The sequence below is a fragment of the Caulobacter sp. GW821-FHT09B11 genome (assembly GCF_059418205.1).
Map to the genome: position 1 here is coordinate 66,411 of NZ_JBWKPK010000001.1, position 22,483 is coordinate 88,893.

Sequence of the window (22,483 nt, forward strand, 5' to 3'; positions counted from 1 at the left end):
CATGGTCCCCGCCGTCCAGTTCCCGCCTGTCGAGCCCGAGCCGCAGCCGGTCACCAAGATCCTCATCGTCGACGACGACGAGCGCAACGCCTTCGCCGCCGTCCAGGCGCTTGAGAGCCTGGGACAGGAGCTGGTCATCGCCCGTTCCGGCGAGGAAGCCCTGCGGCGGCTGCTGACCGACGACTTCGCGGTGATCCTGCTCGACCTGCACATGCCGGGCATGGACGGCTACGAGACCGCCGCCCTGATCCGCCAGCGCCGTCGTACGCGCAGCGTGCCGATCGTCTTCCTGACCGCCGTGTTCCGCGACGAGACCCACATCTTCAAGGCCTATTCGGCCGGGGCCGTGGACGTGGTGTTCAAGCCGGTCGATCCGTTCATCCTGCGCTCCAAGGTGCAGGTGCTGGTCGACCTGCACGTCAAGACGCTGGAGCTGGCTCGCCAGGCCGAGCACCAGAAGGCCCTGCTGGAGGAATACGCCCGCGTCCAGGCCGAGAAGGCCGCGGCCGAGCGCTCGCTGCGCAGCAACGAGGAACGCCAGCAGGCCATTCTGCGGGTGCTGCCGATCGTCTTCCACTCCCGCCTGGCCGAGGCGCCCTACACCCCGCTATCGCTGAGCGACAACGCCGAGCGCCTGACCGGCTTTCCGGCCGACCAGCTGCTGGGCGAGGCCGAGCTGGGCATCGACCGGGTGCATCCCGAGGACCGCCCGGTGGTCGCCCGGGCCCAGGCCGAGGCCATACGGACGGGCTCCTACAGCTGTGAGTACCGCTGGCTGCGGGCCGACGGCGAATATCGCTCGTTCATCGACCAGGGGGTCCTCGCCTTCGACGACGACACCGGCCGCGCCCTGGTCTTCGGCGCCCTGTTCGACAACACCGACCGCCGCGGCCTGGAAGAGGCCCTGTCCCACGCCCGCAAGATGGAGGCCGTCGGCCAGCTGACCGGCGGCGTGGCCCACGACTTCAACAACCTGCTGACCGTGGTGCTGGGAAACATCGATCTGGTGCAGCGCCGCTGCGGCGACGCCTTTCCCTACGCCCGGCAGATCACGGCGGCGCGCCACGCGGCCGAGCGCGGCGCGGCCCTAACCCGTCAGTTGCTGGCCTTCTCGCGCCGGCAGCGGCTGGACCCGGCGACGGTCGAGCTGAACGACCTCGTCCGCGAGTTCTCGTCCCTGCTGCGCCAGGCCGTGGGCGAAGCCGTCACCATCGAGGTAGAGCATTCGACCGAACAGGGCTGGGTGCATGTCGACGTCGCCCAGCTGGAAAGCGTGCTGCTGAACCTGGCGGTCAACGCCCGTGACGCCATGGACGGCGCGGGCCTGCTGAAGATTTCGGTGCGAACCGGCGCGGCCGGCCACCAGCTGGTGGTCAGCGACAGCGGCCCGGGCATGTCGCCGGAGGTGGCCTCGCGCATCTTCGAGCCGTTCTTCACCACCAAGGAGGTGGGCAAAGGATCGGGCCTGGGCCTCTCGCAGGTCTATGGTTTCGTGCGGCAGTCGGGCGGCGAGATCGAGGTGACGACCAGCCCCGGCGCCGGCGCGACCTTCCGCATCGACCTGCCGGCCTGCGCGCCGTCGAATGTGGAGGTCGTGATCGAGGGCCCCGCCGCCAGCGTGCCGGTCGGCACCGAACGGATCCTGGTGGTCGAGGACGATCCGGCCGTGCTGGCCCTGGCGGTCGATACCCTGCGACCGCTGGGCTACCACGTCGCCGCGGCGCGCAACGCCGCCAGCGCCCTGCGCCGCCTGCGCAACGGCGACGGCTTCGACCTGCTGTTCTCGGACGTGGTGATGCCCGGCGGGATCACGGGCCTGGACCTGGCCCGCAAGGCTCGCGTCAAGCGGCCCAGCCTGAAGGTGCTGCTGACCTCGGGCTTCATTGGCCAGGAGGCCGAGGACTGGGCCAACGAGTACCCGATGATCGACAAGCCCTATGCGCCCTCGGCCCTGGCCGCGCGGGTGCGGGCGATCCTCGACGCGGTGAGCTAGGCGGGCGTTTCAGCCCGACGGGTCAGCCCATCCTGGCGCTGATCAGGAACCGGCTGCGGCTTTCGGCCGACTTGCGTTCCAGGGCCTGGCGCTCCTGCTGCTCGGTGGCGTCGAGCATGGCTTCCAAGAGGCGCGAGAAGTGCAGGCGCATGGCCTGGCGGGCGGCCTTGGCGTCGCGGCGGCGCAGCGCCTCGACCACGGCTGCGTGCTCGTTCTGGCGAGCATCGCCGTCGTGATGGCAGATCGACTCGTGGGTGCGCCGCACCTCCGGATCCTCCATGCGGAACTTCCAGAGGGTCTTGATCGTGTGGATGATGACGCGATTGCCCGACGCCGAGGCGATGGTCATGTGGAACTCGCGGTCCACCGCCGTCGAACGGGCGTCGTCGTCACCGGCCTCGACCATCTCGATCAGCAGGGCGTCGAGCTTGGCGAGATCCGCGTCCGAGATGATCGGCGCGGCCAGGGCGGCGGCTTCCGACTCGAACAGCGAGCGGGCCTCGGTCAGTTCGAAGGCGCTGACCGTCGGCAGGGCGTCGCCGCCGGCGCTGTCGGGCGCGACCGGACCGCAGACATAGACCCCCGAGCCGGCGCGGATGCGTAGAGTCCCGCGGGCCTGGAGCGCGATCTCGGCCTCGCGCACGGTCACCCGGCTGACGCCCAGCCGCTCGGACATCTCCCGCTCGCCCGGCAGCCTGGAGCCGGGCGGAAACTCTCCCGCCCGGACCATGCCGGCGATCTTGTCGGCGATTTCCTCGAACAGCCGGCGGTCGGCCATGGCGCCCCTCTAAGACGTTGTTGCGCCGCCAGATTTGCCCCAACTGGATTAAAATTGGAATAGCAAATTGGTCTGCGCCATGGCCGCTACGCGGCCCTACAGCCTTGCGCGTATCGAGATGAAGAACTGCGGCCCGAAGTACTGGTAGTTGCGGGTGCTGCCCTGGATCGGCATCGAGTCGACCTTGACCTCGTTGAACAGGTTGAGGCCCTGCAGGCGGATGTCGACCTTCTTGTTCAGCTTGTACTGGGCGGTGAAGTCGAAGGCGTCGCCGCCCGAGATGTAGCGCAGCTGGGCGTTGCCGCCGACGAAGTCCTGATAGTAGCGCGAGCGATAGCGGTAGATGCCCTGCAGGGTCAGCGGACCGGCCTCGTAATAGAGCTGGGCCGACAGCACGTGCTTGGAATAGCCGTTCAGCCCCGCGGCCGGGATCATGCCCTCGGTCACCACGCCGGTGTCGGCGTCGATGACGTCGCCCAGCCGGATGTCGTGGTTCTTGAAGTTGGTGATCGCGTAGTTGTAGCTCAGCTTTCCGCCGAAGCCGTCGAGCGGCTTGGGCAGCCAGCTGAACTTGTTCGAGAGCGTGAACTCCGCGCCGTAGACGTGGCTCTTGTCGTCGCTGTTCTGGGTCTGGGTGACCGGCACGGTGACGTTCTGGCCGTCGATGACGAACTGTTCGTCGATGGTCACCGGGATGAAGCCGCCGGTGAACTGCTTGTAGTACAGCGTCGTCGCCAAGATGGTGTCGCGGTTGGCGTAGTATTCCAGCGCCACGTCGGCGTTCCACGACATGATCGGCTTCAGGCGCGGGCTGCCGCTGGCGACGATCTCGCCGATGGCGTCCTGGATCGAGGTGAAGTCCGTGCCGTCCTGCAGGGTGATGGCCCGCCCCGCCGCCAGGCTGCTGGGCGCGGGCCGCGACATGGCCCGGTAGAGGGCGATGCGGCCGACCGTCTTGGGGGTCAGGTCGAAATTGGCGTTGACGCTGGGCAGAACGCGGAAGCTGGACGCCTTGATGCGGGTAGGGTCGAACTCGCCGGTCTCGACCAGGCGGATCGAGCCGTCGCCGTTGTTGACCACTTCCAGGCCGGCCCGCAGGCCCTTGGAGACGACGCGGGTGTCGACGACGCGGACGCCGAAGTTGCCGCGCACCGGCATGCCGGCCGTCTCGCCCTTGTAGGACGCCATGACGTAGCCCGACCATACCGTCTCGGTGACGTCGGCGTTGGCCACCGATCGCGTGTCGCCCGTGCCGCCGGGATCTTCCGAGCCCAGATAGTTGCGGAACTGGCAGAGGGTGTCGAAGGTCGCCCAACTGTGGATCGAGCCGCCGGGGGCGTCGGACATGTAGTCCGACTGCGGGAAGTTGGTGCGGCAGGCCAGGTTCACCGCCCGGTCCACCGCCAGGCTGGCCTGGTCGATGGTGACCAGGTCGTCATAGGTGGTGTAGCGGCGGCGCGAATAGCGCAGGCCGGCGTCGACCTTGTTGATGAAGCCGTCGAGCGCGTAGCTGGCGTCGAAGCGGGTCGCGAAGATGCGGTCCTTCTTCTCCTCCTCCTCGCGGGTCAGGCGGGCGTCGTCGCTGAACAGCGACCAGTCGTCGAGCTTGAAGCGCGGATCGATGGTGATCGTGGGCGCGAAGCCGTTGCGGGCGTCGTAGACGTAGGGCACCCGCTGATTGTTGATCGCCGTGCGCACGCCGTAGATGTCTAGCGGATCCGAGCGCAGGCGTACCGAGCGGGTCAGGTCGGTGCGGGTGGTCTGGCTGTAGGAGATGTCGGCCTTCAGGGTCAGGCGATCGGTGGCCTCGAACTCGAAATCGCCGCCGCCGCCGATGTATTCCTCTTCCCGCTGGAACAGGGTCGAGACCGACTGCAGCGTGCTGGAGCCCTCGGCGTAGAGCAGCCGGCCGTCATCGTCGTAGCGCACGTTGTGCAGGTTGTAGCGGGTCTCGGCCAGGCCCAGGTCGTGGCGGTCTTCCTGGTAGTTCCGCTTGGAATATTCGACGTCGAAATTGGCGTCGAAGCGATCGTTCGGCTGCCATTGCAGAGCGCCGAAGACGGCGTCGCGCTTCTCCTTGGCGGTCAGCTGGCGATAGGTCATCGAGTTGGGCGCCAGGTAGAACGGCGTGCCGGCGGCGGCCTGGGCGCGGCTCACCTCGGTGCAGTTGCCGGTGCTGACGATGTTCGGGTTGCAGGCCACCCAGGTGTTCGACGCCACATAGGACTCGGCCGGGTCATCGACCTGGTTGCGCTGGATCCCCAGCGAAATCCCGACATCGCCCAGCTTGCCCAGTTCGTACTGGTCGACATAGCTGGCCGTGCCGCGCCAGCCCCAGGGATCGGAGCCGGTGATACGCTTCTGGTAGGGATTGTAGTTGCCCTTGAGTTCCACCTGGGCCAGCCGTTTGCCGTAGTCGAGCGGCTTCTTGGTCTCCATCTCGATCGTGCCGGCGACGCCGCCCTCGATCAGGTCGGCCTGCTGGGACTTGTAGATCTTGATGCCGTTGAACAGTTCGGACGGGAACTGGCCGAAGTTGACGGCGCGGTCGCCGCTGCCGTTCGAGGCCTCGCGGCCGTTGAAGGTGGTGGCCGACAGGAACGAGCCCAGGCCCCGCAGCGACACCTCCGTCGGGCCGTAGTTGCCGCGATCGGCGGTGGCGCCGGTGATGGTCATGATCGCTTCGCCGATCGACTGGCCCGGCAGGTCGCCGATCTCGTTGGCCGACAGGGCGTCGACAATGGCCGTCGTATCGCGCTTTACCGCGATCGAATTCTGCATGGTCTGGCGGACGGCGCTGACCACCACCTCGTCGACCGAATTGTCGGTGATCGGTTGATCGGCGGGCGCGGTGGCGACCGCTTCCTGAGCCGAGGCGCCGGCGGCGAACGCGATGGCCGAGGCGGCGACGCCGCAGCTCAGGACCGACCGCAGGACCGCGAACCGTGATTGGGCGCGCAGAGTATTGGCGACGTGCATGTTTGCTCCCTCCCCTTCTTTTCTTATGCCGGAACCGTGCGACCTGACCGCAGGTGCGTCAAGGCGGATTCTCAGACCAATTTTAGAAATACTTAGGCCAATTTGAATCGGCCGATATGCATACCAATTTTCACCGCACGGGCGCGCGGAAGCCGCCCCGGCCAGGGCCGTGGCGCGAGGCTGCTTCCGCGTCCTCCCGCTTAAGGAACCAGTTGGCTGCGCAGCGCCGGAACCGCGACGGCCAGGTCGTTGGCGACCAGCCGGGCGAACACCCGCGCGCCGGTCTCGCCGACGTGGGTATAGTCGAACTTGCGCACCAGCTGGCCGCGCGGCCCGGTCTCGGTCGTCGGCGCGTCGGGCTGGCGCGCTTCCTCCGCCGCGCGCGGCGGCAGGGTCGTACCGGCCTTGGCGGCGGCGACTTCGGCCTCGAGCGGCTCGGCCTGGGCCAACTTCATGGAGTCGACGGCGCCCAGCTTGCGCACGACGGCGGCGCTGGACTTGTTGAGATCCACCAGCGGCGTCTTGGTCTCGGCGGCGACCTTGCGCACCTCCTCCGACCAGGGCTCCAGCGTGTTCTTCAGCTGGCCGCCGGCAAACTCGCGGCGGGTCAGCGGCGTCAGCAGCACCGGCTCGGCGCCGGCCGCCCTCACCTCCTCGACGAACCGCTTCAGGTTGGCCGGGAATTCGGTGGTCATGTCGGTCCAGCGCTCGCCCTTGGACGACTGGTCGTTGTGGGCGAACTGGATCAGCACATAGGTGGCGGCGTAACCCTTCACCCGCGCCTCGTTCAGCGCGATATCCCACGAACCCTCGGCGCGATAGCTGCGGGTCGAGCGCCCGCCGCGGCCGAGGTTCAGGCAATTCAGCGACGACTTGACGTGATAGTCGCAGAAGGCCGAGGCCCAGCCGCTGCCCGGGGCCATGGTGGAGTCGCCCACCAGGATGATCTTGTAGGGCTTGATCGGGGCGGCGTCGGTGCGCGGCTCGCGATCCTTCTGCGGGCCGGGCGGCTGGGCCAGGACGGCGGCCGGAGCCGCCGCCAGGACCAGGGCCGCGAGCATCGCGGTTCTGATTTTCATTGGATCCTCCCTCCTTGTCTTTGCGGCTTGTTTCCTCGTGTACCGGGCCGGCCTTACGAGAAGGCCAGCCCGCCGTTGATGTCGAGATTGACCCCGGCCAGGAACGAGGCGTCCTGCGAGGCCAGGAAGGCCACCGCGGCGGCCACTTCCTCCGGCGCGCCCTCGCGGCGCAGCGGGGTGTTACCGGCGACGGCGGCGCGGCCTTCGGGCTTGGAGAAGATGTCGTGGAAGCTGGTGCCGATCAGGCCCGGGCACAGGGCGTTGACGCGGATGCCGCGCGGTCCCAGCTCCTTGGCCCAGCCGCGGGTCAGGGTCATCAGCGCGCCCTTCGAGGCGGCGTAGACGCTGGCGCCGGGGCCACCGCCGTCGCGGCCGGCCAACGAGGCGATGTTGATGATCGCCGCGCCGTCCGGAATGTGCGGCAGGGCCGCCTTGGTCACCAGGAAGGCCGACTTCAGGTTCAGGGTCATGACCTGGTCGAAGAAGGCCTCGTCCATCTCGGCCAGGCTCTTGCGGGCGACCATGCCGCCGGCGAGGTTGACGAGAATGTCGATCTTGCCGGTCACGCCGGCGGCGGCGGCCACCAGGGCGGCGACCTCGGCCGGGTCAGTGACGTCGGCGCGGTGCAGCACCGCCTTGCCGCCGGCCGCCTCGATACGCGCCGCCGTCTCCTGGGCCGAGGCTTCGTCGCCGCGATAGTTCACCACCACGGTCGCGCCCTCGGCGGCCAGTCGCAGCGAGACCTCGCGGCCGATGTCGCGGCCGCCGCCGGTGACCAGCGCGACCTTGTCCTTGAACCTCATGGGGTCCCCTCTTTTACTGAATGTCGGAAGCCGGCGCGGAGACGGGGCTTTCGCGCCCGCCCAGCAACCAGAGAGCGATGACGCCCAGCGGCACGATGGCCGCCGCCAGGACGAAGATCGGGGCGTAGCCGTGCTTGGTCATGACCGGCACGAGCCAGGTCGTGACAAGGGTGCCGGCCACCGCGGCGGTGCCGCCGACGCCGGCGATCGTGCCCACGGCCCCGCCGCCGTAGTAGTCGCTGGGCAGGGTCTGGATGTTGTTGATGGCCACCTGGAAGCCGAACAGGATCACGGCGATCAGCAGCACCGCGCTCAGCGGATCGGCCGCGCGGGCCGTCAGCAGCAGGGCCGGCAGCATGATCACGCCGCCCAGGGTCACAGCTAACCGACGGGCGCTGAGGGTCTTCCAGCCGCGCCGGATCAGCGCCCCCGACAGCCAGCCGCCGCCGAGGCTGCCCAGCATGGCGCCGACGAACGGCACCCAGGCGAACAGGCCGATCTTGCGCACGTCGAAGCCGAAGCTTTCCGCCAGGTAGATCGGCAGCCACGAGACGAACAGCCACCAGACCGGATCGAGGAAGAAGCGCGAGACGATGATCGCCCAGCTCTGCTTCTGGCGCAGCAATTGGCGCAGGGTCGGCGACCAGCCGGCCTTCCCATTGGCCTCGCCGCGATCGGCGATGTGGGCGCGCTCAGCCTCGCTCAGCCACGGGTGGGCGCCCGGGTCGGCGCGGTAGATGAACAGCCACGGCAGCAGCCACAGGAAGCCCAGCACCCCGACCACCAGGAAGGTCGCCCGCCAGCCCAGAAGCTCGAACAGCAGGGCCACCAGCGGCGCGGAGATGATCGCCCCGATCGCCGCCCCGGAATTGAAGATGCCTTGGGCCAGGGCGCGTTCGCGCGGCGGGAACCACAGGGCGTTGGCCTTGACCGCGCCGGGCCAATTGCCGGCCTCGCTGATCCCCAGCGTCACGCGCAGCAAAGCGAGCAAGCCGAGCGACCGCACCAGGCTGTGGGCGGCGATCGACAGCGACCAGACCAGGATCGAGACGGCGAAGCCCATGCGGGTGCCGATGACGTCGAACACCTTGCCGAACAGCGACTGGCCGAAGGCGTAGGCGACCATGAAGATGGTCACCAGCAGGGCGTAGTCGGACTTGTCGGCCCCGATGTCCTTCGACACCGCCGGCCACATCACGGCCAGGGCGTTGCGGTCGATGTAGTTGATGACGGTCGCCAGCCCGACGAGGCCGACGATCAGCCAGCGAAGCCCGCCCCTCATTGACCGATGTCCTCGCCGTCGAAGCGGGCGAAGTGGCCCTTCCAGTTGAAGGGCGCGCCGTCGACGTTCGCCTTGTGGACGGCGCCGGGATCGGCGCTGTCGGCGATGGCCAGGACGATCGTGCGGCCGCCGGCCAGCACGATGGTGACGACGTCGGCGTCGGCCGTCCGCACGTGGCGCAGGGCTTCGATGCGGCTGGTGCTGCCTTCGGTGGTCTCCGCCGACGGATCGTAGGCCCCATGCGGCTCGAGCACGCCGACGAAGGTCGTGTCGGTCACGCCCTTCACGCGCTGGATCAGCACCGGTTCGCGGCGCAGGTTGAACTTCGGATCGTTGGCTCCGCTCTCGCCCAGGATCACCTCGGCCCCGGCGGGCGGCAGCATGCGCCAGGTGTAGAAACGCTCGCCGTTGATCCAGGTCAGGCGGGCGTTCGAGGCGTCGGGCGTTCCGGTCGCGTCGACCCACAGGTGCTGGTAGCCGTCGTCCTTGCCCAGCACCGGGCGCTCGGCGAGGTTCTGCTTCAGCGGGAAGCCGGCGTCGATGATATGGCCGGAAAAGTGCAGCGGCAGGTCGTACTGGGCCGGCTTGTCGCCGTGAACCTTCAAGAGGTCGAGCACCAGCGGCGGGCCCTTGCCGCCGACATCGATCTGCACGATCGAGCGACGGAAGGTCACGCCCGGCCAGGCGCCGGCCATCTCGGCCGTGCTAATCTTCGCATTGCCCTCGGCGGAGAAGAAGATCTGCCTCGGGGCCAGAGTGTTGGCGACCTTGACCTTGCCGTCGAACTGGCTGGTCTCGTTCACCACCAGGGTGTTGTGGGCCACGGTCTGCTTGGCCCAGGTCTCGTTTTCCTTGAGGTAGCGACCGCCGTCCTTGGCCTCGATGTTGAGGAAGCGGGCCGCGCCGTAGTCGGTCACGATCGCGCGGCCGGCGTCGTAGAGGATCCAGTTCAGCTTGTCGTAGTGGCCGTGGCCCATGCCCTGGGCCGAGTTCTTGACCGCCACGACCTCGTCCTCGTCGCCCGGACCGGCGCGCATGACGGCGATGGCGCCCTGGTCGCCGTCGGGACCGTCGCGGAACAGCATCGAGGCGTAGGGGAACGGCTTTTCCTTGCCGGCCGCCAGGTCGCGAGCCACGGCCAGGCCATCGGGCGTCAGGGTGGTGCGGCCCTGCCAGCGGGCGATCGACAGCAGCGACGGATCCCTGGTCGCGCCATAGGCGATGGCCACCGACTGGTAGAGCTCGTCGGTCTTGAGGCTCTTTTCCAGCAGGGCGTCGTTGAACGGGAAGAAGTAGCCGTCATAGGTCAGTTGCACCGCCGCCCGGACCGCCTTGGTCAGCACGCCGCCGCGGTATTCGAAGATCTTCCGCTGCGGTTCGTTCTCGTCGATGGCGTGGGCGAAAAGCACGAAGGGCTGCAGGGCGTAGCGCTGGTAGTACGGCCCCTCGGCATAGTAGCCGTCCGGCGAGAACAGCTGGTCGATCTGCTTGAGGAAGCCGACCTTGCCCGAAAGGTCCGTGCCCTTCAGGGCCTTTTCCACCATCACCTGGTCACGCAGCACGTAGCCGGTCATGCCGACGGCGGCGCAGGCCCAGGTGGCGTGGTTGTGGATGATGTCGAAGACCTGCGGCTGGTCGTCGGCGATAAACTTGGCCATCGGCCGGAAGACGCCGTCGTCGATGGTCTTGCGGTCGGCGTCGCTGAGGGTGTCGCGGATCGCGTCGTAGCCCTGGATCGAATAGACCACCCAGACCGCGTCGTTCAGGCTCTGCCAGAACAGCTTGCCGGCGGAATTGTTCTTGGCGGCGGGGTGCAGGCCCAGGGTCGGATAGAGCTTGGCGTATTCCAGCAGCATCCGCCGGGCGTAGTCGGCGTAGGCCTTGTCGCCGGTGGCGCGGTACAGCATGCCCGCGCCATAGATGGCCATGTAGTTGCGCTTGTGCTGCTCGTGGGTGCGGCCGCCGCCCGGATCCTTCGGCACGGGCACGTCGATGCCGGCCTTCATGGCCGCGTCGACCTCCTTGTGCACCCGCTTCAGTTCGGCGGCGAACATCGGATAGCGCTCGCCTTCGCTGCGCATGGCCGCCAGATCCGCGCCGCCGACCAGGACGGGCCCCTGCCCGCTCGGCTGGGCCATGACGCCGGCCGGCAGAGCCGCCGAGACCAGCAGGGCCAGAACCAGGCCGCCCGCGCGTCGCCGAATGTTTCGCACTCGTCTTACTCCCTCGATGCCGCCAGCTCTGTGGCTGGTCCGCAGGTTCGAGAAAACGGCATACGGCAGAGCGGACCATTTGTCCTAACAAATTTTCAGATCTCAGCCCATTTTTGGTCCGCAATACTGCCTATACCAATTTAGACCAGTTTGGTTTGGCGCGTGGACGATCGCTTCCGCCATGGCGCGGCAGGCCCGCTCCCCCTGCGGGGCCGGAGGATCTAGACGACTTATCGGGATTGGGAACGGCGCGAAGCCGTCAGTTGATCCGGCGCTTTTCCAGCTTCCGGGCCAGGGTGCGGCGATGCATGCCCAGACGCCGGGCGGTCTCGGAGATGTTGAAGTCGGTCTCGACCAGGGTCTGGTGGATCCGCTCCCATTCCAGATTCTTCAGCGAGGTGGCCCGTTCGCCGATCGCCGCGCCGGTGTCGCCCTCGCGCTTGTCGAAGGCGGCCTCGATGTCGTCGGTGTTCGAGGGCTTGGCCAGGTAGTGGCAGGCGCCCAGCTTGATGGCCTCAACCGCCGTGGCGATGCTGGCGAAGCCGGTCAGGACCACGATCAGCATGTCCGGATCACGGGTGATCAGCGCCTGGACGCAGGACAGGCCCGACTCCCCGGCCAGCTTCAGATCCACCACGGCATAGCGCGGCTCGAAGGTCTCCAGCGCCGTCAGGGCCTCGTCCAGGCCATGGACGTGCACCACCTGATAGCCCCGGCGCTCGAACGAGCGCTTGAGGGTGGCGGCGAACTTCTCGTCATCCTCGACGATGATCAGCTTGCGCTCAGCGGGCATGTCGCCTCCGGATCTGCAGCGAGGCCAGCGGCAGGGTCAGGACGACGCTGGCGCCGCCCTCGGGGCGGTTCTCAGCGCCGGCCGCGCCGCCCAGCTTGCGCAGGACGTTGACCACCAGGAACAGGCCAAGCCCGCCCCCTGCCCGCCCCTTGGTCGAGTTGTAGGGCTTGCCGAAGTTCTCCAGCGTCTCGGGCGCGAAGCCCGGGCCGTCGTCGTCGACCTCGATGACGATCAGCCCGCCGCTGACGCTCACATGCAGCCGCACCGCCTCGGGCGAGGCGTCCAGCGCGTTGTCGAGCACGTTGTGGATCACCTGCTTGAGGGTCGACTCCGCGACGATCGAGGTCGGCGTGACGAGGTCGGTCTCGTAGGTCAGGACGTCGCTGTTGCGGGTGGCGCGCCACTCGGCCACCACCTCGTCCATGAAGGCCCGCAGGGTGCTGACCCGGACCTCGTCGCTGCGCGCCTCGCCGGCCGACAGCAGGACGCCGGTGACGATCTGCTTGCAGCGCTGCACCTCGCCGCGCATGTCCTCAAGCTCCTGGGCCAGCTCCGGGTGCTTGGCGAACACCTTCATGCGCCGCCAGTCGCCCAGGATGACGTCCAGCGTCGCCAGCGGCGTGCCCAGCTCGTGCGCGGCGCCCGAGGCCAGCAGGCCCATACGGACGATGTGGGTCTCTTCGGCCGCCCGCTGGCGCAGCTCGGCCAGGTGGGCGTCGTGGCGGCGCAGGTTGGCGTTGATGCGCGAGACGAAGGTCACCAGCAGCACTGCGTCCAGCACCACGCCCATCAGCATGCCCATGATGAACAGGCCGAAGAAGGCCTGGTCGCTGAGGCCCGTGGCGATGACCGGACGGTTGAAGGCCACCAGCATCAGGAAGCAGAAGCTGGTCAGGAACACGATCGCCCAGGTCGCCCAGACCTCGAGCAAGACGACGCCCAGGATCACGTGCATCAGGTAGAGGGTCGTGAAGGGATTGGTCGCCCCGCCGCTGAAATAGAGCTGGGCGGTCAGGGCCAGGGCGTCCAGCGCCAAGGCCGAGAAGAGGTCGTAGGGGCCCAGCGGCTTGGCGCTCTTAAGGCGCAGCAGGCTGGCGAGGTTCAGCACCACCAGCGCGGCCAGCACCAGCATCATCGCCGCCAGGGGCAGCTTGAACCCGAGGCTGAAATGCACCGCAAGGATGGTGACGACCTGGCCGACCACGGCGATCCAGCGAAGGTGGATCAGCTGCAGCATGTTCTGCCGGGCGATGGCGTCGGCGGGGTTCGCCGCATTGTCCGCGGCCCGCGCCCCTGAAAGCCAGCCCGACATGCCGGCGATCAGGATGCGGGCGGTCGGCGTCATGGGGCCTCTTTAACCCGGTTCCGGCGCGCGTCGAACAGAACATAGGCGGCCGCCCCGCCGGTCAGCAGCGCCAGGCCGAACCAGGTCAGGGCGTAGACCAAGTGGCTGTTGGGGAAATTGACGACGGTCAAGCCGCCGATCGGCCAGCCGCCGGGATTGGGCGTCGCGTCGGCGTCGACGAAATAGGGTGCGGTCCGGCCCAGGCTCTTGGCCTTGGCGATGGCCTGGACGTCGCGGGAGTACCAGCGCCCGCCCGCCGGATCGTTCTTGCGCAGGAAGCCGCCGTGCGGCTCGGTCAGGCGCAGGAGGCCCACGACGCTGACCGGGCCGGCGGCCTGGGCGGCCAGACGGGTTCCGGGCGCGCGCTGCTCGGCCGAGACGAAGCCGCGATTGACGAGGACGTCGAAGCCCTGGTCGGTGGAAAGCGGGGTGACGACCCAGAAGCCGGGCCCTTCGCGGGTGACGGCCTGAACCAGGGTCTCGCGGTCGTGCAGGAAGCGACCGGTCAGGCGCACGCGGCGATAGCCGTCGGAGGCCTGGCTGATCCCCGCCCAGCGGTCGGGACCGGGGGGCGGGGTCGGCTCTGCGTGGATGCGCTGCTCGACCCGTTCGATCAGGTCGAGCTTCCAGGCCCTGCGCTGGACCTGCCAGCCGCCGAGCGCCAGGAAGAACGCGGTGAAGGCCAAGCAAAGCCCGACCAGCGCGATCGTCCGGGCGGCTCGGCCGCCGGCCTTGGTCAAGGGACTTCCCGCATGTCGTGCGGCATCGGGGCCATCATGTGGGTGTCGAGGTTGTGCATGACCCACAGCGACCCGGCCAGGGCGATCACCACCACGATCAGGGTGAACACCAGGGCCAGCATGCTCCAGCCGCCTTCCGACCGCGGGTTCATGTGCAGGAAATAGATCATGTGGACGACGACCTGGATCGCGGCCAGGCCCATGACCGCCACGGCGGTCATCTGGTGGGTCGGCAGCACGTCGGCCATGACCAGCCAGAACGGGATGGCGGTGAGGATCACCGCCAGCACGAAGCCGATCACATAGTCCTTCAGCGTGCCGTGAGCGGCGCCGCCGTCGTGGTCGTGCCCGTGGTCGTCATGCGCGTGGTGCGCGTCGTGGCTGGCCGCGCTCATTTCAGGACTCCGAGCAGGTAGACGAACGAGAAGACGCCGATCCAGATGACGTCGAGGAAGTGCCAGAACATCGACAGGCACATCAGGCGACGCTTCATTTCGACGCCGAGACCGCGCTGGCTGACCTGGACCATCAGGGTGACGAGCCAGATGATGCCGAAGGTCACGTGCAGGCCGTGGGTGCCGACCAGGACGAAGAACGACGACAGGAAGGCGCTGCGCTGCGGGCCGGCCCCCTCATGGATGAGGTGGTGGAACTCGTAGAGCTCCAGCGACAGGAAGCCGAGGCCGAACAGCCCGGTGATCGCCAGCCAGATCAGGGTCGGGGCCACCTTCTTGGCCTGGGCCGAGAGCATGGCGAAGCCATAGGTGATCGACGAGAACAGCAGCAGCGCGGTGTTCACCGCCACGATGGGCAGATCGAAGAGATCCGCCCCCGAGGGGCCGGCCGCGTAGTTGCGGCCGAGCACGGCGTAGCAGGCGAAGAGCACCGCGAAGATCAGGCAGTCGCTCATCAGGTAGATCCAGAACCCCAGCAGGGTGCCGTTCTCCGGATGGTGATCCTCGGTCAGGTGGAAGCGGGTGTTGTCCGCTTCGGTCAGGACTTGGGCGTGGGCCATGGTTACGCGAGGCTCCGCAGGGCTTCGGTGCGGGCGTCCTCGACGCGGACGACCTCCTCGGCCGGAATGTAGTAGTCACGCTTGAAGTTGAAGGTGTGGGCGATGGCCCCGCCGATCAGGACGACGAACGACGCCACGGCCAGCCACCAGATGTGCCAGATCATCGCGAAGCCGAGCACGATGCTGATCCCGGCGAGGACGACCCCCGCGCCGGTGTTCTTCGGCATGTGGATCGGGATGAAGCCGGTGGTCGGGCGCTCGTAGCCGCGCTGCTTCATGTCGTGCCAGGCGTCGATCTGGTGGATCACCGGGGTGAAGGCGAAGTTGTAGGCCGGCGGCGGCGACGAGGTCGACCACTCCAGCGTACGGCCGCCCCAGGGATCGCCGGTCAGGTCGGCGTACTGTTCGCGCTTCATGAAGCCGACGACGATCTGCAGGATGAAGGCGATGATGCCGACCAGGATCAGAACGGCGCCGAAGGCGGCGATCACGAACCAGATCTGCAGGCTCGGGTCCTCGAAGTGGCTGACGCGGCGGGTCACGCCCATCAGGCCAAGGACGTAGAGCGGCATGAAGGCGAAGAAGAAGCCGATCTGCCAGAACCAGAACGAGACCTTGCCCCAGAACGGGTCGAGCTTGAAGCCGAAGGCCTTGGGGAACCAGTAGACGATGCCCGCGAACATGCCGAACACGACGCCGCCGATGATCACGTTGTGGAAGTGGGCGATCAGGAACAGCGAGTTGTGCAGGACGAAGTCGGCGGGCGGGACGGCCAGCAGGACGCCGGTCATGCCGCCGATGACGAAGGTGACCATGAAGCCCATGGTCCACAGCATCGGCACTTCGAACCGGATGCGGCCGCGATACATCGTGAACAGCCAGTTGAAGATCTTCGCCCCTGTCGGGATCGAGATGATCATCGTGGTGATCCCGAAGAACGAGTTCACGCTGGCGCCCGAGCCCATGGTGAAGAAGTGGTGCAGCCACACCAGGTACGACAGGATCGTGATGACGACCGTGGCGTAGACCATCGAGCTGTAGCCGAACAGGCGCTTGCTGCAGAAGGTCGATACGACTTCAGAGAACACGCCGAAGGCCGGCAGCACCAGGATGTAGACCTCGGGGTGACCCCAGATCCAGATCAGGTTCACGTACATCATCGGGTTGCCGCCGAAGTCGTTCGTGAAGAAGTTGGTGTGCAGGTAGCGGTCGGCGGTCAGCAAGGCCAGGACGGCCGTGAGGATCGGGAAGCTGGCGACGATCAGGACGTTGCTGCACAGCGAGGTCCAGGTGAACACCGGCATCTTCATCAGGCTCATGCCCGGCGCGCGCATCTTCACGATGGTCACGATCAGGTTGATGCCCGACAGGGTGGTGCCGACGCCGGCGATCTGCAGCGACCAGATGTAGTAGTCTACCCCGACATCTGGACTGTACGCCAAATTGGATAGCGGCGGATAAGCCAGCCAGCCCGTGCGGGCGAACTCGCCGACGAACAGCGACAGCATCACCGTCACCGCGCCGCCGACCGTCATCCAGAAGCTGAAGTTGTTCAGGAACGGGAAGGCCACGTCGCGGGCGCCGATCTGCAGCGGCACGACGAGGTTCATCAGGCCGGTGATCAGCGGCATCGCCACGAAGAAGATCATGATCACGCCGTGGGCGGTGAAGACCTGGTCGTAGTGGTGCGGCGGCAGGTAGCCGGCGGCGTCGCCGAAGGCCAGGGCCTGCTGGGCGCGCATCATCAGGGCGTCGGCGAAGCCGCGCAGCAGCATGATGATGGCCAGGATGATGTACATCACCCCGATCTTCTTGTGGTCGACGCTGGTCAGCCACTCACGCCACAGATAGCCCCAGACCTTGAAGTAGGTCAGGGCGGCCAGGACGGTGATACCGCCCAGCGCGACCATGGCGAACGTGCCGAGCAGGATCGGCTCGTGGAATGGAATGGCGTCCCATGTGAGACGGCCGAAGATCGTTTTTACGAGGTCCGGGGACATGATGATCTCTAGGCTTTGATCAGCGCGCTTCGGCGGGCGCGGACTTGGGGGCGCAGAGCGCGGCGACGAACGAGCGGATGCCGCCCTCCCCGCGCCGAACCCGCTTGTCGTATTCGAGGGTGGTGACGTTGGTGGTCCCGGCCATGCCGAGGCCGCCGGCCTTGTCGATGGCCATCATGTCGTGCTGGCACATCTTGCCCGGCTCGACGCAGCGGTTGACGGCCTTGTCGAACAGGCCGGCCTCGACCGAGGCGAAGCGCTGCGGCGGAACCTTCTCGCTGGGCTTTTCCAGCACGAGATAGCGCGTGCCGTCGAGGCGACCGTCGCTCTTGCGGACGTCGGCGGCCCACTTGTCGAAGTCGGCGCGGCTCATGCCGTGGAACTTGAAGCGCATGTGCGAGAAGCCCTCGCCGCTGTAGTTGGCCGAGAAGCCGTCGAACACGCCCGGCTTGTTGATCACGGCGTGCAGCTTCGTGCGCATGCCGGGCATGGCGTAGATCTGGCCGGCCAGGGCGGGCACGTAGAACGAGTTCATCACCGACGAAGCCGTCAGGTCGAAGTCGATCGGGGTGTCGATCGGGGCGGCCAGTTCATTGACCGTGGCGACGCCCAGCTCGGGATAGATGAACAGCCACTTCCAATCGAGGGCGACGACCTGGACCTTCAGCGGCTTGACGCCTTCGGCCGTGCGGCCCGGGGCCAGGCGGTCGAGCGGACGGTACGGGTCGAGCAGGTGGGTGCTGGTCCAGGTGACGGCGCCCAGGATCATGATGATCACCAGCGGCGCGGCCCAGATCACGATCTCGAGCTTGGTCGAGTGGTGCCAGTCGGGATCGTACTTGGCCGCCTGGTTCGTCTGCCGGTACTTCCACGCGAAGAACAGCGTGAGGAAGATGACCGGCACGATGATGATCAGCATCAGCACCGTCGACAGAATGATCAGGTCGCGCTGCTGAACGGCGATATCGCCCGACGGGTTCATCACGACCCAGTCGCAGCCGCTCAGGGCGAGCAGCAGGGGCAGCAGGGCGAGCTTCTTCAATGGACTCGGAATCATGAGGGACCTGGACTTCGGACGCATTGGCCGGCGCGATAGTCTAACGCAGGAGGGCGCGACATTGGACCATTTGTCCTAGGCGCCGCAGTGCAGCACGAAAATGAGGAGCCGAAGGCGCATCAAGGCGTTTGCCAGAACGGGGCAGTTGGTCTCATGCTCTCGTTCAGACCGTCGGAAAGGCGGCTGAAAAGAGTTTGGGACGGAACAACAGGAACAAGGCGCGTAGCTGCATGAATCAGGATTTCGCACTGCCGACGTCATCGGGCCTCGAGCGCGACGCGCGGCGATTGCACGCCGACCACAAGGGCGTCCGGCCCGGCGAGATCGCCATCGGCGTGATCATCGGACGGACCTCGGAGTTCTTCGACTTCTTCGTCTACGCCATCGCTTCGGTGCTGGTCTTCCCTCACCTCTTCTTTCCGTTCGTGGACCGTCTGACGGGCGTCCTGTGCTCGTTCGCGATCTTCTCGCTGGCCTTCGTGGCCCGCCCGATCGGCTCGGCGATCTTCGGCGTCATCGACCGCAACTACGGCCGCGGCGTGAAGCTGACCATCGCCCTCTTCCTGCTGGGCGGCTCGACGGCCGCGATGAGCTTCCTGCCGGGCTACGCCACGGCCGGCGCCGCCGCGATCTGGGCCCTGGCGGCCTTTCGCATCGGCCAGGGCCTGGCCCTGGCGGGCGCCTGGGACGGCATGGCCTCGCTGCTGGCGCTGAACGCGCCCGAGAAGAAGCGCGGCTGGTACGCGATGATCCCGCAGCTGGGCGCGCCGTTCGGCTTCATGCTGGCCAGCGGCCTGTTCGCCTATTTCGTCGCCAGCCTGGGCTCGGCCGACTTCCTCGACTGGGGCTGGCGCTACCCGTTCTTCGCGGCCTTCGCGATCAATGTCGTGGCCCTGTTCGCCCGCCTGCGCATCGTCGCCACCGAGGAGTTCGGCCAGCTGTTCGAAAAGGGCCAGCTGAGCCCCGTGCCCCTGACCAGCCTGATGAAGGCGCAGGGCTCCAACGTGATCATCGGCGCCTTCGCCCCGCTGGCCACCTTCGCCATGTTCCACCTGGTGACGGTGTTCCCGCTGTCGTGGGTCAGCCTGCACGACGACGGCGGCGAGGCGCTGAACTTCCTGCGCATCGAACTGGTCGGCGCCCTGGTGGGCGTGGTCGGGATCATGGTCTCGGGCTGGATCGCCGACCGCATCAGCCGCCAGAACCAGCTGGCGCTGTCGGCCGTGCTGATCGGCATCTTCAGCCTGGCGGCGCCGTGGCTGCTGGACGCCGGCAGCGTCGGCCAGACCGTCTATGTGGTGGTCGGCTTCGCGATCCTGGGCCTTTCGTTCGGCCAGGCGTCGGGCGCGGTCAGCTCGGGCTTCCTGCGCAAGTTCCGCTACAGCGGCGCGGCCCTGACCTCTGACCTGTCGTGGCTGATCGGCGCGGGCTTCGCGCCGCTGGCCGCCCTGGCCCTGGCCAGCTTCTGGGGCCTGCCGGCCATCGGGCTCTATCTCGCCTCAGGCGCGGTCGCGACCCTGATCGCCCTGACGATCGACCGTCGCCGCCGGCTGCACAAGGCCGCGCCCAAGGCCTAGCCTCGAGCGACGAGCCGGAACAAAAGGAACGCCGCGGGCCCCGCCCGCGGCGTTTTCTACGTCAGAAGTCGGCCGACAGCGTGACCTGGAAGGTCCGGTGCGAGCCCGGCCGGAAGGTCGCGGCCGTATTCACCGTGGTGGTGATCGTGCCCAGGTAGTCCTCGTCGAAGATGTTATCGACGTTGATGCGGGCCTTGACCTGCTTCAGCGGCCCGACGCCGAAGCCGTCGCCGAGATCCACATAGGCGTTCCAGACGGTGTAGCCGTCGGTCTTCTCGGTGTTGGTCATGTTGGTGTAGCGGTCGCTGAGATGGCGGGCCGAGACGTTGACCACGGCCCAGTCGACCGGCTCCCAGGTCACCCCGCCCTGGAACAGCCAGGTCGGGAAGTCGGGCAGCGTGTTGCCGGCGATGGCGTTGGTCCCGAAGTTGTTCTCGAACTCGGCGCGGTTGTACGACAGGTTGGTGTTGAAATAGATCTTGCCGCCCAGAAGCTCCGGCTTCCACTGGCCGCTGAACTCGGCCCCGTGCGCCTCCACGGCCCCGACGTTCTGGTAGAACGTCTCGGTCGTCGTGCTGCCCGGCACCACCGAGGCGTAGGACTGTAGCCGGTTGTCGAAGGCGGTGTAGTAGACCACGACCGAGGCGTTGAAGGTCGCCCGGTTGGCGCGATAGCCCAGTTCCAGGTTCTGCGAGGTCTCCGGCTCGGGTCCGGGCACGCTGGGGCTGGCGGCCGAGAAGATGTCGTCGGCGCCGCGCGGCAGGGCCAGGTTCTCCGAATAGGAGGCGAACACCTGGTCACGGCTGTTGATCGAATAGACCAGGCCCACCTGCGGCAGGAAGCCGTCCTTCCAGTTGTCGGTGATCGTCGGCTTGCGCTGGGCGATGTAGTCGGCCGGATTGCGATAGCCGCTGATCTTGTAGTCGATGTCGGTCGACTTGAAGCCCACCTCGACCTTCAGGCGGTCGTCGAACAGCTTGATCGTGTCCTTGAGGAAGAACTGGGTCGTCTCGCGGGTCGAGACGTAGTTGCGCTGCAGGTGCACCGGCTCGTTCAGCAGCGGCGCGCCGTCCGGGTCGCCGCCCACGGTGTTATAGCGCGCCTGGGTCCGGTGGTAGTCGTCCTTCTCCAGCCACACCCCGCCCTGCACGGTGTGGGCGCCGGCGCGCCAGGTCCCGCCGACCGTGATCCCCTTGCGGATGCCGTCGACGCCCGACAGGCCGTACTGCAGACCCTTGGGCGCGGTCAGGCCGGAGACGGAGGCCCTCTCGGCGTTGTAGCTGGCCAGCGAGGTGGCGTAGGCCTCCGGCGAGACGCCGTAACCGCCCTTGTCTTCGTAGTAGGCCGTCGAGCGGATCTCGAAGGCCTCGCCGATCGGCTTGTTCAGCGACAGGCCATAGAGGTGGTCCTGCCGGGCGTTGACCGCAAACTTGTAGTACTGGTTGTAGAGCGCGTTCGAATACTTCACCCCGGTGGTGGTCTCCGGCAGGCTGGGCACGAAGCCCAGATAGGCGAAGTCGCGCCCCTTGCGGCCGAAGGCGTCGCCCGCCGTTCCCAGATACTGGGCCTTGGTGATCGACGGAGAGTCGTAGTCGTAATAGTCGTTGTGCACCGTCTGGAACGTCAGGTTCCCGCCGCTCTCGAACGCGTAGTCGAGCTTGCCCTCGTAGTGCTCGCGCTTGATGAAGCCCGGACCGCGCCACAGGTCGCCCTTGATCCACGAGCCGGCCACATAGCCCGAGAAGTTGCCCACCTTGCCGCTTTCCAGGCGCAGGAAGCTGCGGCGCAGGTTGTCCTCGCCCCAGGTCTGGCTGGCCGAGCCGCCGGCCTCGGGGTCGGGCGTCTTGGTGAAGTAGTCGACGATCGGCCCCAGCGAGGCGTAGCTGGGCAGCGACACGTCGCCGGCCCCGGCCGAGGCCTGCACGCGCCCCAGGTTCTCGTTGTCGACATAGCGGTAGATCGGGCTGCCGCCGAACTGGTCGCTGCGGCCCATGGGAATGCCGTCGAGCAGGAAGCCGATCTGCTGGAAGTTGAAGGCCCGCACCGAGACCGAGTTGCCGAACTCGTACATGCCCAGGGCGTCGTTGGCCTGGACGTTGAAGCCCGGCAGACTCTCCAGCATCTTCAGGCCGGTGACGCCGGCCGGCGCCGACAGCAGCGCCTCGCGGGTGATCGAGACCGTGGCCGTGGCCTGGTCGGTGCCGATGGCGACGCTGGCCTCGGACACGCGACGACCGGTGACCACGATGGCGTCGACCTCCTCGGCCGCGCCTTCCTGGGCCATGGCCGGCGTTGCGCCGCAAAGCAGGCTCGCGGCCATCAAGGCCAGCTTCCAGCGCGGCGCGACGTCAGGTTTCGAGTGGGCTTTGGTCATGGCTATCCCCTGCTATTGACCCGGCGAACCTGACTCCCGACCCCAGGTCAAAAAACAGAAATCGCCATTTACTCAGCCCACTTTTCTTCGTGTTCCCGGGTGGCGCAAACGAGATGATTTAATATGCAACCTGACGAGTTCTCGACAGCGGTCGCATCATGACTTCGTCGCTCGACGCCTTTCTAAAGAGTCGAACGCTGTTAGCGTTGGAAATCTGTGGGGATGCGCTCTTCGTATTGCGCATGACGCCACCAGACCATTGGCGGCCGGCCATCGCGTCAAGAGCCGTAGTCGCCTAAGGCCGCATTCGCCGCCACAACGCCCATCCGACGGGCGCCCGGCGTCCGCCAGACGTCAGGTGATCCGCAGTCGGACGGTCTCCCGGCCAAAAGCCAGGCTTTACCTCCGGCAATATCGGACATGAGAACACCGCGTTGGTCGCGGCTCGAACACCG

16 protein-coding genes are annotated in these 22,483 nt (G+C 67.2%); 2 read left to right on the forward strand and 14 right to left on the reverse strand.

Annotation, left to right across the window (positions count from 1 at the left end; genetic code table 11):
- Position 1: 1 nt before the first annotated feature.
- Complete coding sequence (locus tag AC07N1_RS00260) at positions 2 to 1,993, forward strand: response regulator (protein ID WP_494669928.1); 1,992 nt, start codon at positions 2 to 4, stop codon at positions 1,991 to 1,993.
- 22 nt (positions 1,994 to 2,015) lie between these two features.
- Here the strand turns inward: AC07N1_RS00260 and AC07N1_RS00265 are convergent, their stop codons facing one another.
- From AC07N1_RS00265 to cyoA, 13 genes are all read right to left on the reverse strand, one after another.
- Positions 2,016 to 2,771: a FadR/GntR family transcriptional regulator gene (locus tag AC07N1_RS00265; protein ID WP_487290931.1), complete on the reverse strand. Its 756-nt coding sequence runs from the start codon at positions 2,769 to 2,771 to the stop codon at positions 2,016 to 2,018.
- 96 nt (positions 2,772 to 2,867) lie between these two features.
- On the reverse strand, positions 2,868 to 5,750 hold the full coding sequence (locus tag AC07N1_RS00270; protein WP_494669929.1) for a TonB-dependent receptor: 2,883 nt from the start codon (positions 5,748 to 5,750) through the stop codon (positions 2,868 to 2,870).
- A 200-nt stretch (positions 5,751 to 5,950) separates the two neighbouring features.
- Complete coding sequence (locus AC07N1_RS00275; protein WP_494669930.1) at positions 5,951 to 6,829, reverse strand: rhamnogalacturonan acetylesterase; 879 nt, start codon at positions 6,827 to 6,829, stop codon at positions 5,951 to 5,953.
- Positions 6,830 to 6,882: 53 nt separating this feature from the next.
- Positions 6,883 to 7,632: an SDR family NAD(P)-dependent oxidoreductase gene (locus tag AC07N1_RS00280; RefSeq protein WP_494669931.1), complete on the reverse strand. Its 750-nt coding sequence runs from the start codon at positions 7,630 to 7,632 to the stop codon at positions 6,883 to 6,885.
- A gap of 13 nt (positions 7,633 to 7,645) precedes the next feature.
- Entirely contained in the window at positions 7,646 to 8,914 is a 1,269-nt protein-coding gene (locus tag AC07N1_RS00285) for an MFS transporter (protein ID WP_494669932.1), read from the reverse strand.
- Entirely contained in the window at positions 8,911 to 11,127 is a 2,217-nt protein-coding gene (locus AC07N1_RS00290) for an alginate lyase family protein (RefSeq protein ID WP_494669933.1), read from the reverse strand. The genes AC07N1_RS00285 and AC07N1_RS00290 overlap by 4 nt, the downstream gene beginning before the upstream one ends.
- Before the next feature lie 259 nt (positions 11,128 to 11,386).
- Positions 11,387 to 11,920, reverse strand: a complete 534-nt coding sequence (locus AC07N1_RS00295) for a response regulator transcription factor (RefSeq protein WP_494669934.1) — start codon at positions 11,918 to 11,920, stop codon at positions 11,387 to 11,389.
- Complete coding sequence (locus AC07N1_RS00300) at positions 11,910 to 13,265, reverse strand: ATP-binding protein (RefSeq protein ID WP_494669935.1); 1,356 nt, start codon at positions 13,263 to 13,265, stop codon at positions 11,910 to 11,912. The genes AC07N1_RS00295 and AC07N1_RS00300 overlap by 11 nt, the downstream gene beginning before the upstream one ends.
- Positions 13,262 to 14,005, reverse strand: a complete 744-nt coding sequence (locus AC07N1_RS00305; RefSeq protein ID WP_494669936.1) for an SURF1 family protein — start codon at positions 14,003 to 14,005, stop codon at positions 13,262 to 13,264. Before AC07N1_RS00305 ends, AC07N1_RS00300 begins: the two co-directional genes overlap by 4 nt.
- Positions 14,002 to 14,400: a cytochrome o ubiquinol oxidase subunit IV gene (cyoD, locus tag AC07N1_RS00310; RefSeq protein ID WP_494669937.1), complete on the reverse strand. Its 399-nt coding sequence runs from the start codon at positions 14,398 to 14,400 to the stop codon at positions 14,002 to 14,004. The genes AC07N1_RS00305 and cyoD overlap by 4 nt, the downstream gene beginning before the upstream one ends.
- Positions 14,397 to 15,020, reverse strand: coding sequence for a cytochrome o ubiquinol oxidase subunit III (gene cyoC, locus AC07N1_RS00315; RefSeq protein ID WP_494669938.1), 624 nt, complete (start codon positions 15,018 to 15,020; stop codon positions 14,397 to 14,399). Before cyoC ends, cyoD begins: the two co-directional genes overlap by 4 nt.
- Positions 15,021 to 15,022: 2 nt before the next feature.
- Positions 15,023 to 17,020 carry a cytochrome o ubiquinol oxidase subunit I gene (gene cyoB / locus AC07N1_RS00320; RefSeq protein ID WP_494669939.1) on the reverse strand — a complete coding sequence of 666 codons (1,998 nt, stop codon included), beginning with the start codon at positions 17,018 to 17,020 and terminating at the stop codon, positions 15,023 to 15,025.
- A 19-nt stretch (positions 17,021 to 17,039) separates the two neighbouring features.
- Complete coding sequence (gene cyoA, locus AC07N1_RS00325) at positions 17,040 to 18,101, reverse strand: ubiquinol oxidase subunit II (RefSeq protein WP_494669940.1); 1,062 nt, start codon at positions 18,099 to 18,101, stop codon at positions 17,040 to 17,042.
- A gap of 206 nt (positions 18,102 to 18,307) precedes the next feature.
- Here cyoA and AC07N1_RS00330 point away from each other — a divergent pair, with 206 nt between their 5' ends.
- Complete coding sequence (locus AC07N1_RS00330; protein ID WP_494669941.1) at positions 18,308 to 19,654, forward strand: MFS transporter; 1,347 nt, start codon at positions 18,308 to 18,310, stop codon at positions 19,652 to 19,654.
- A gap of 61 nt (positions 19,655 to 19,715) precedes the next feature.
- Here AC07N1_RS00330 and AC07N1_RS00335 read toward each other — a convergent pair whose 3' ends face one another.
- Positions 19,716 to 22,028 (reverse strand): TonB-dependent receptor family protein, encoded by a 2,313-nt coding sequence (locus AC07N1_RS00335; protein ID WP_494669942.1) that lies wholly within the window; start codon positions 22,026 to 22,028, stop codon positions 19,716 to 19,718.
- Positions 22,029 to 22,483: the final 455 nt, after the last annotated feature.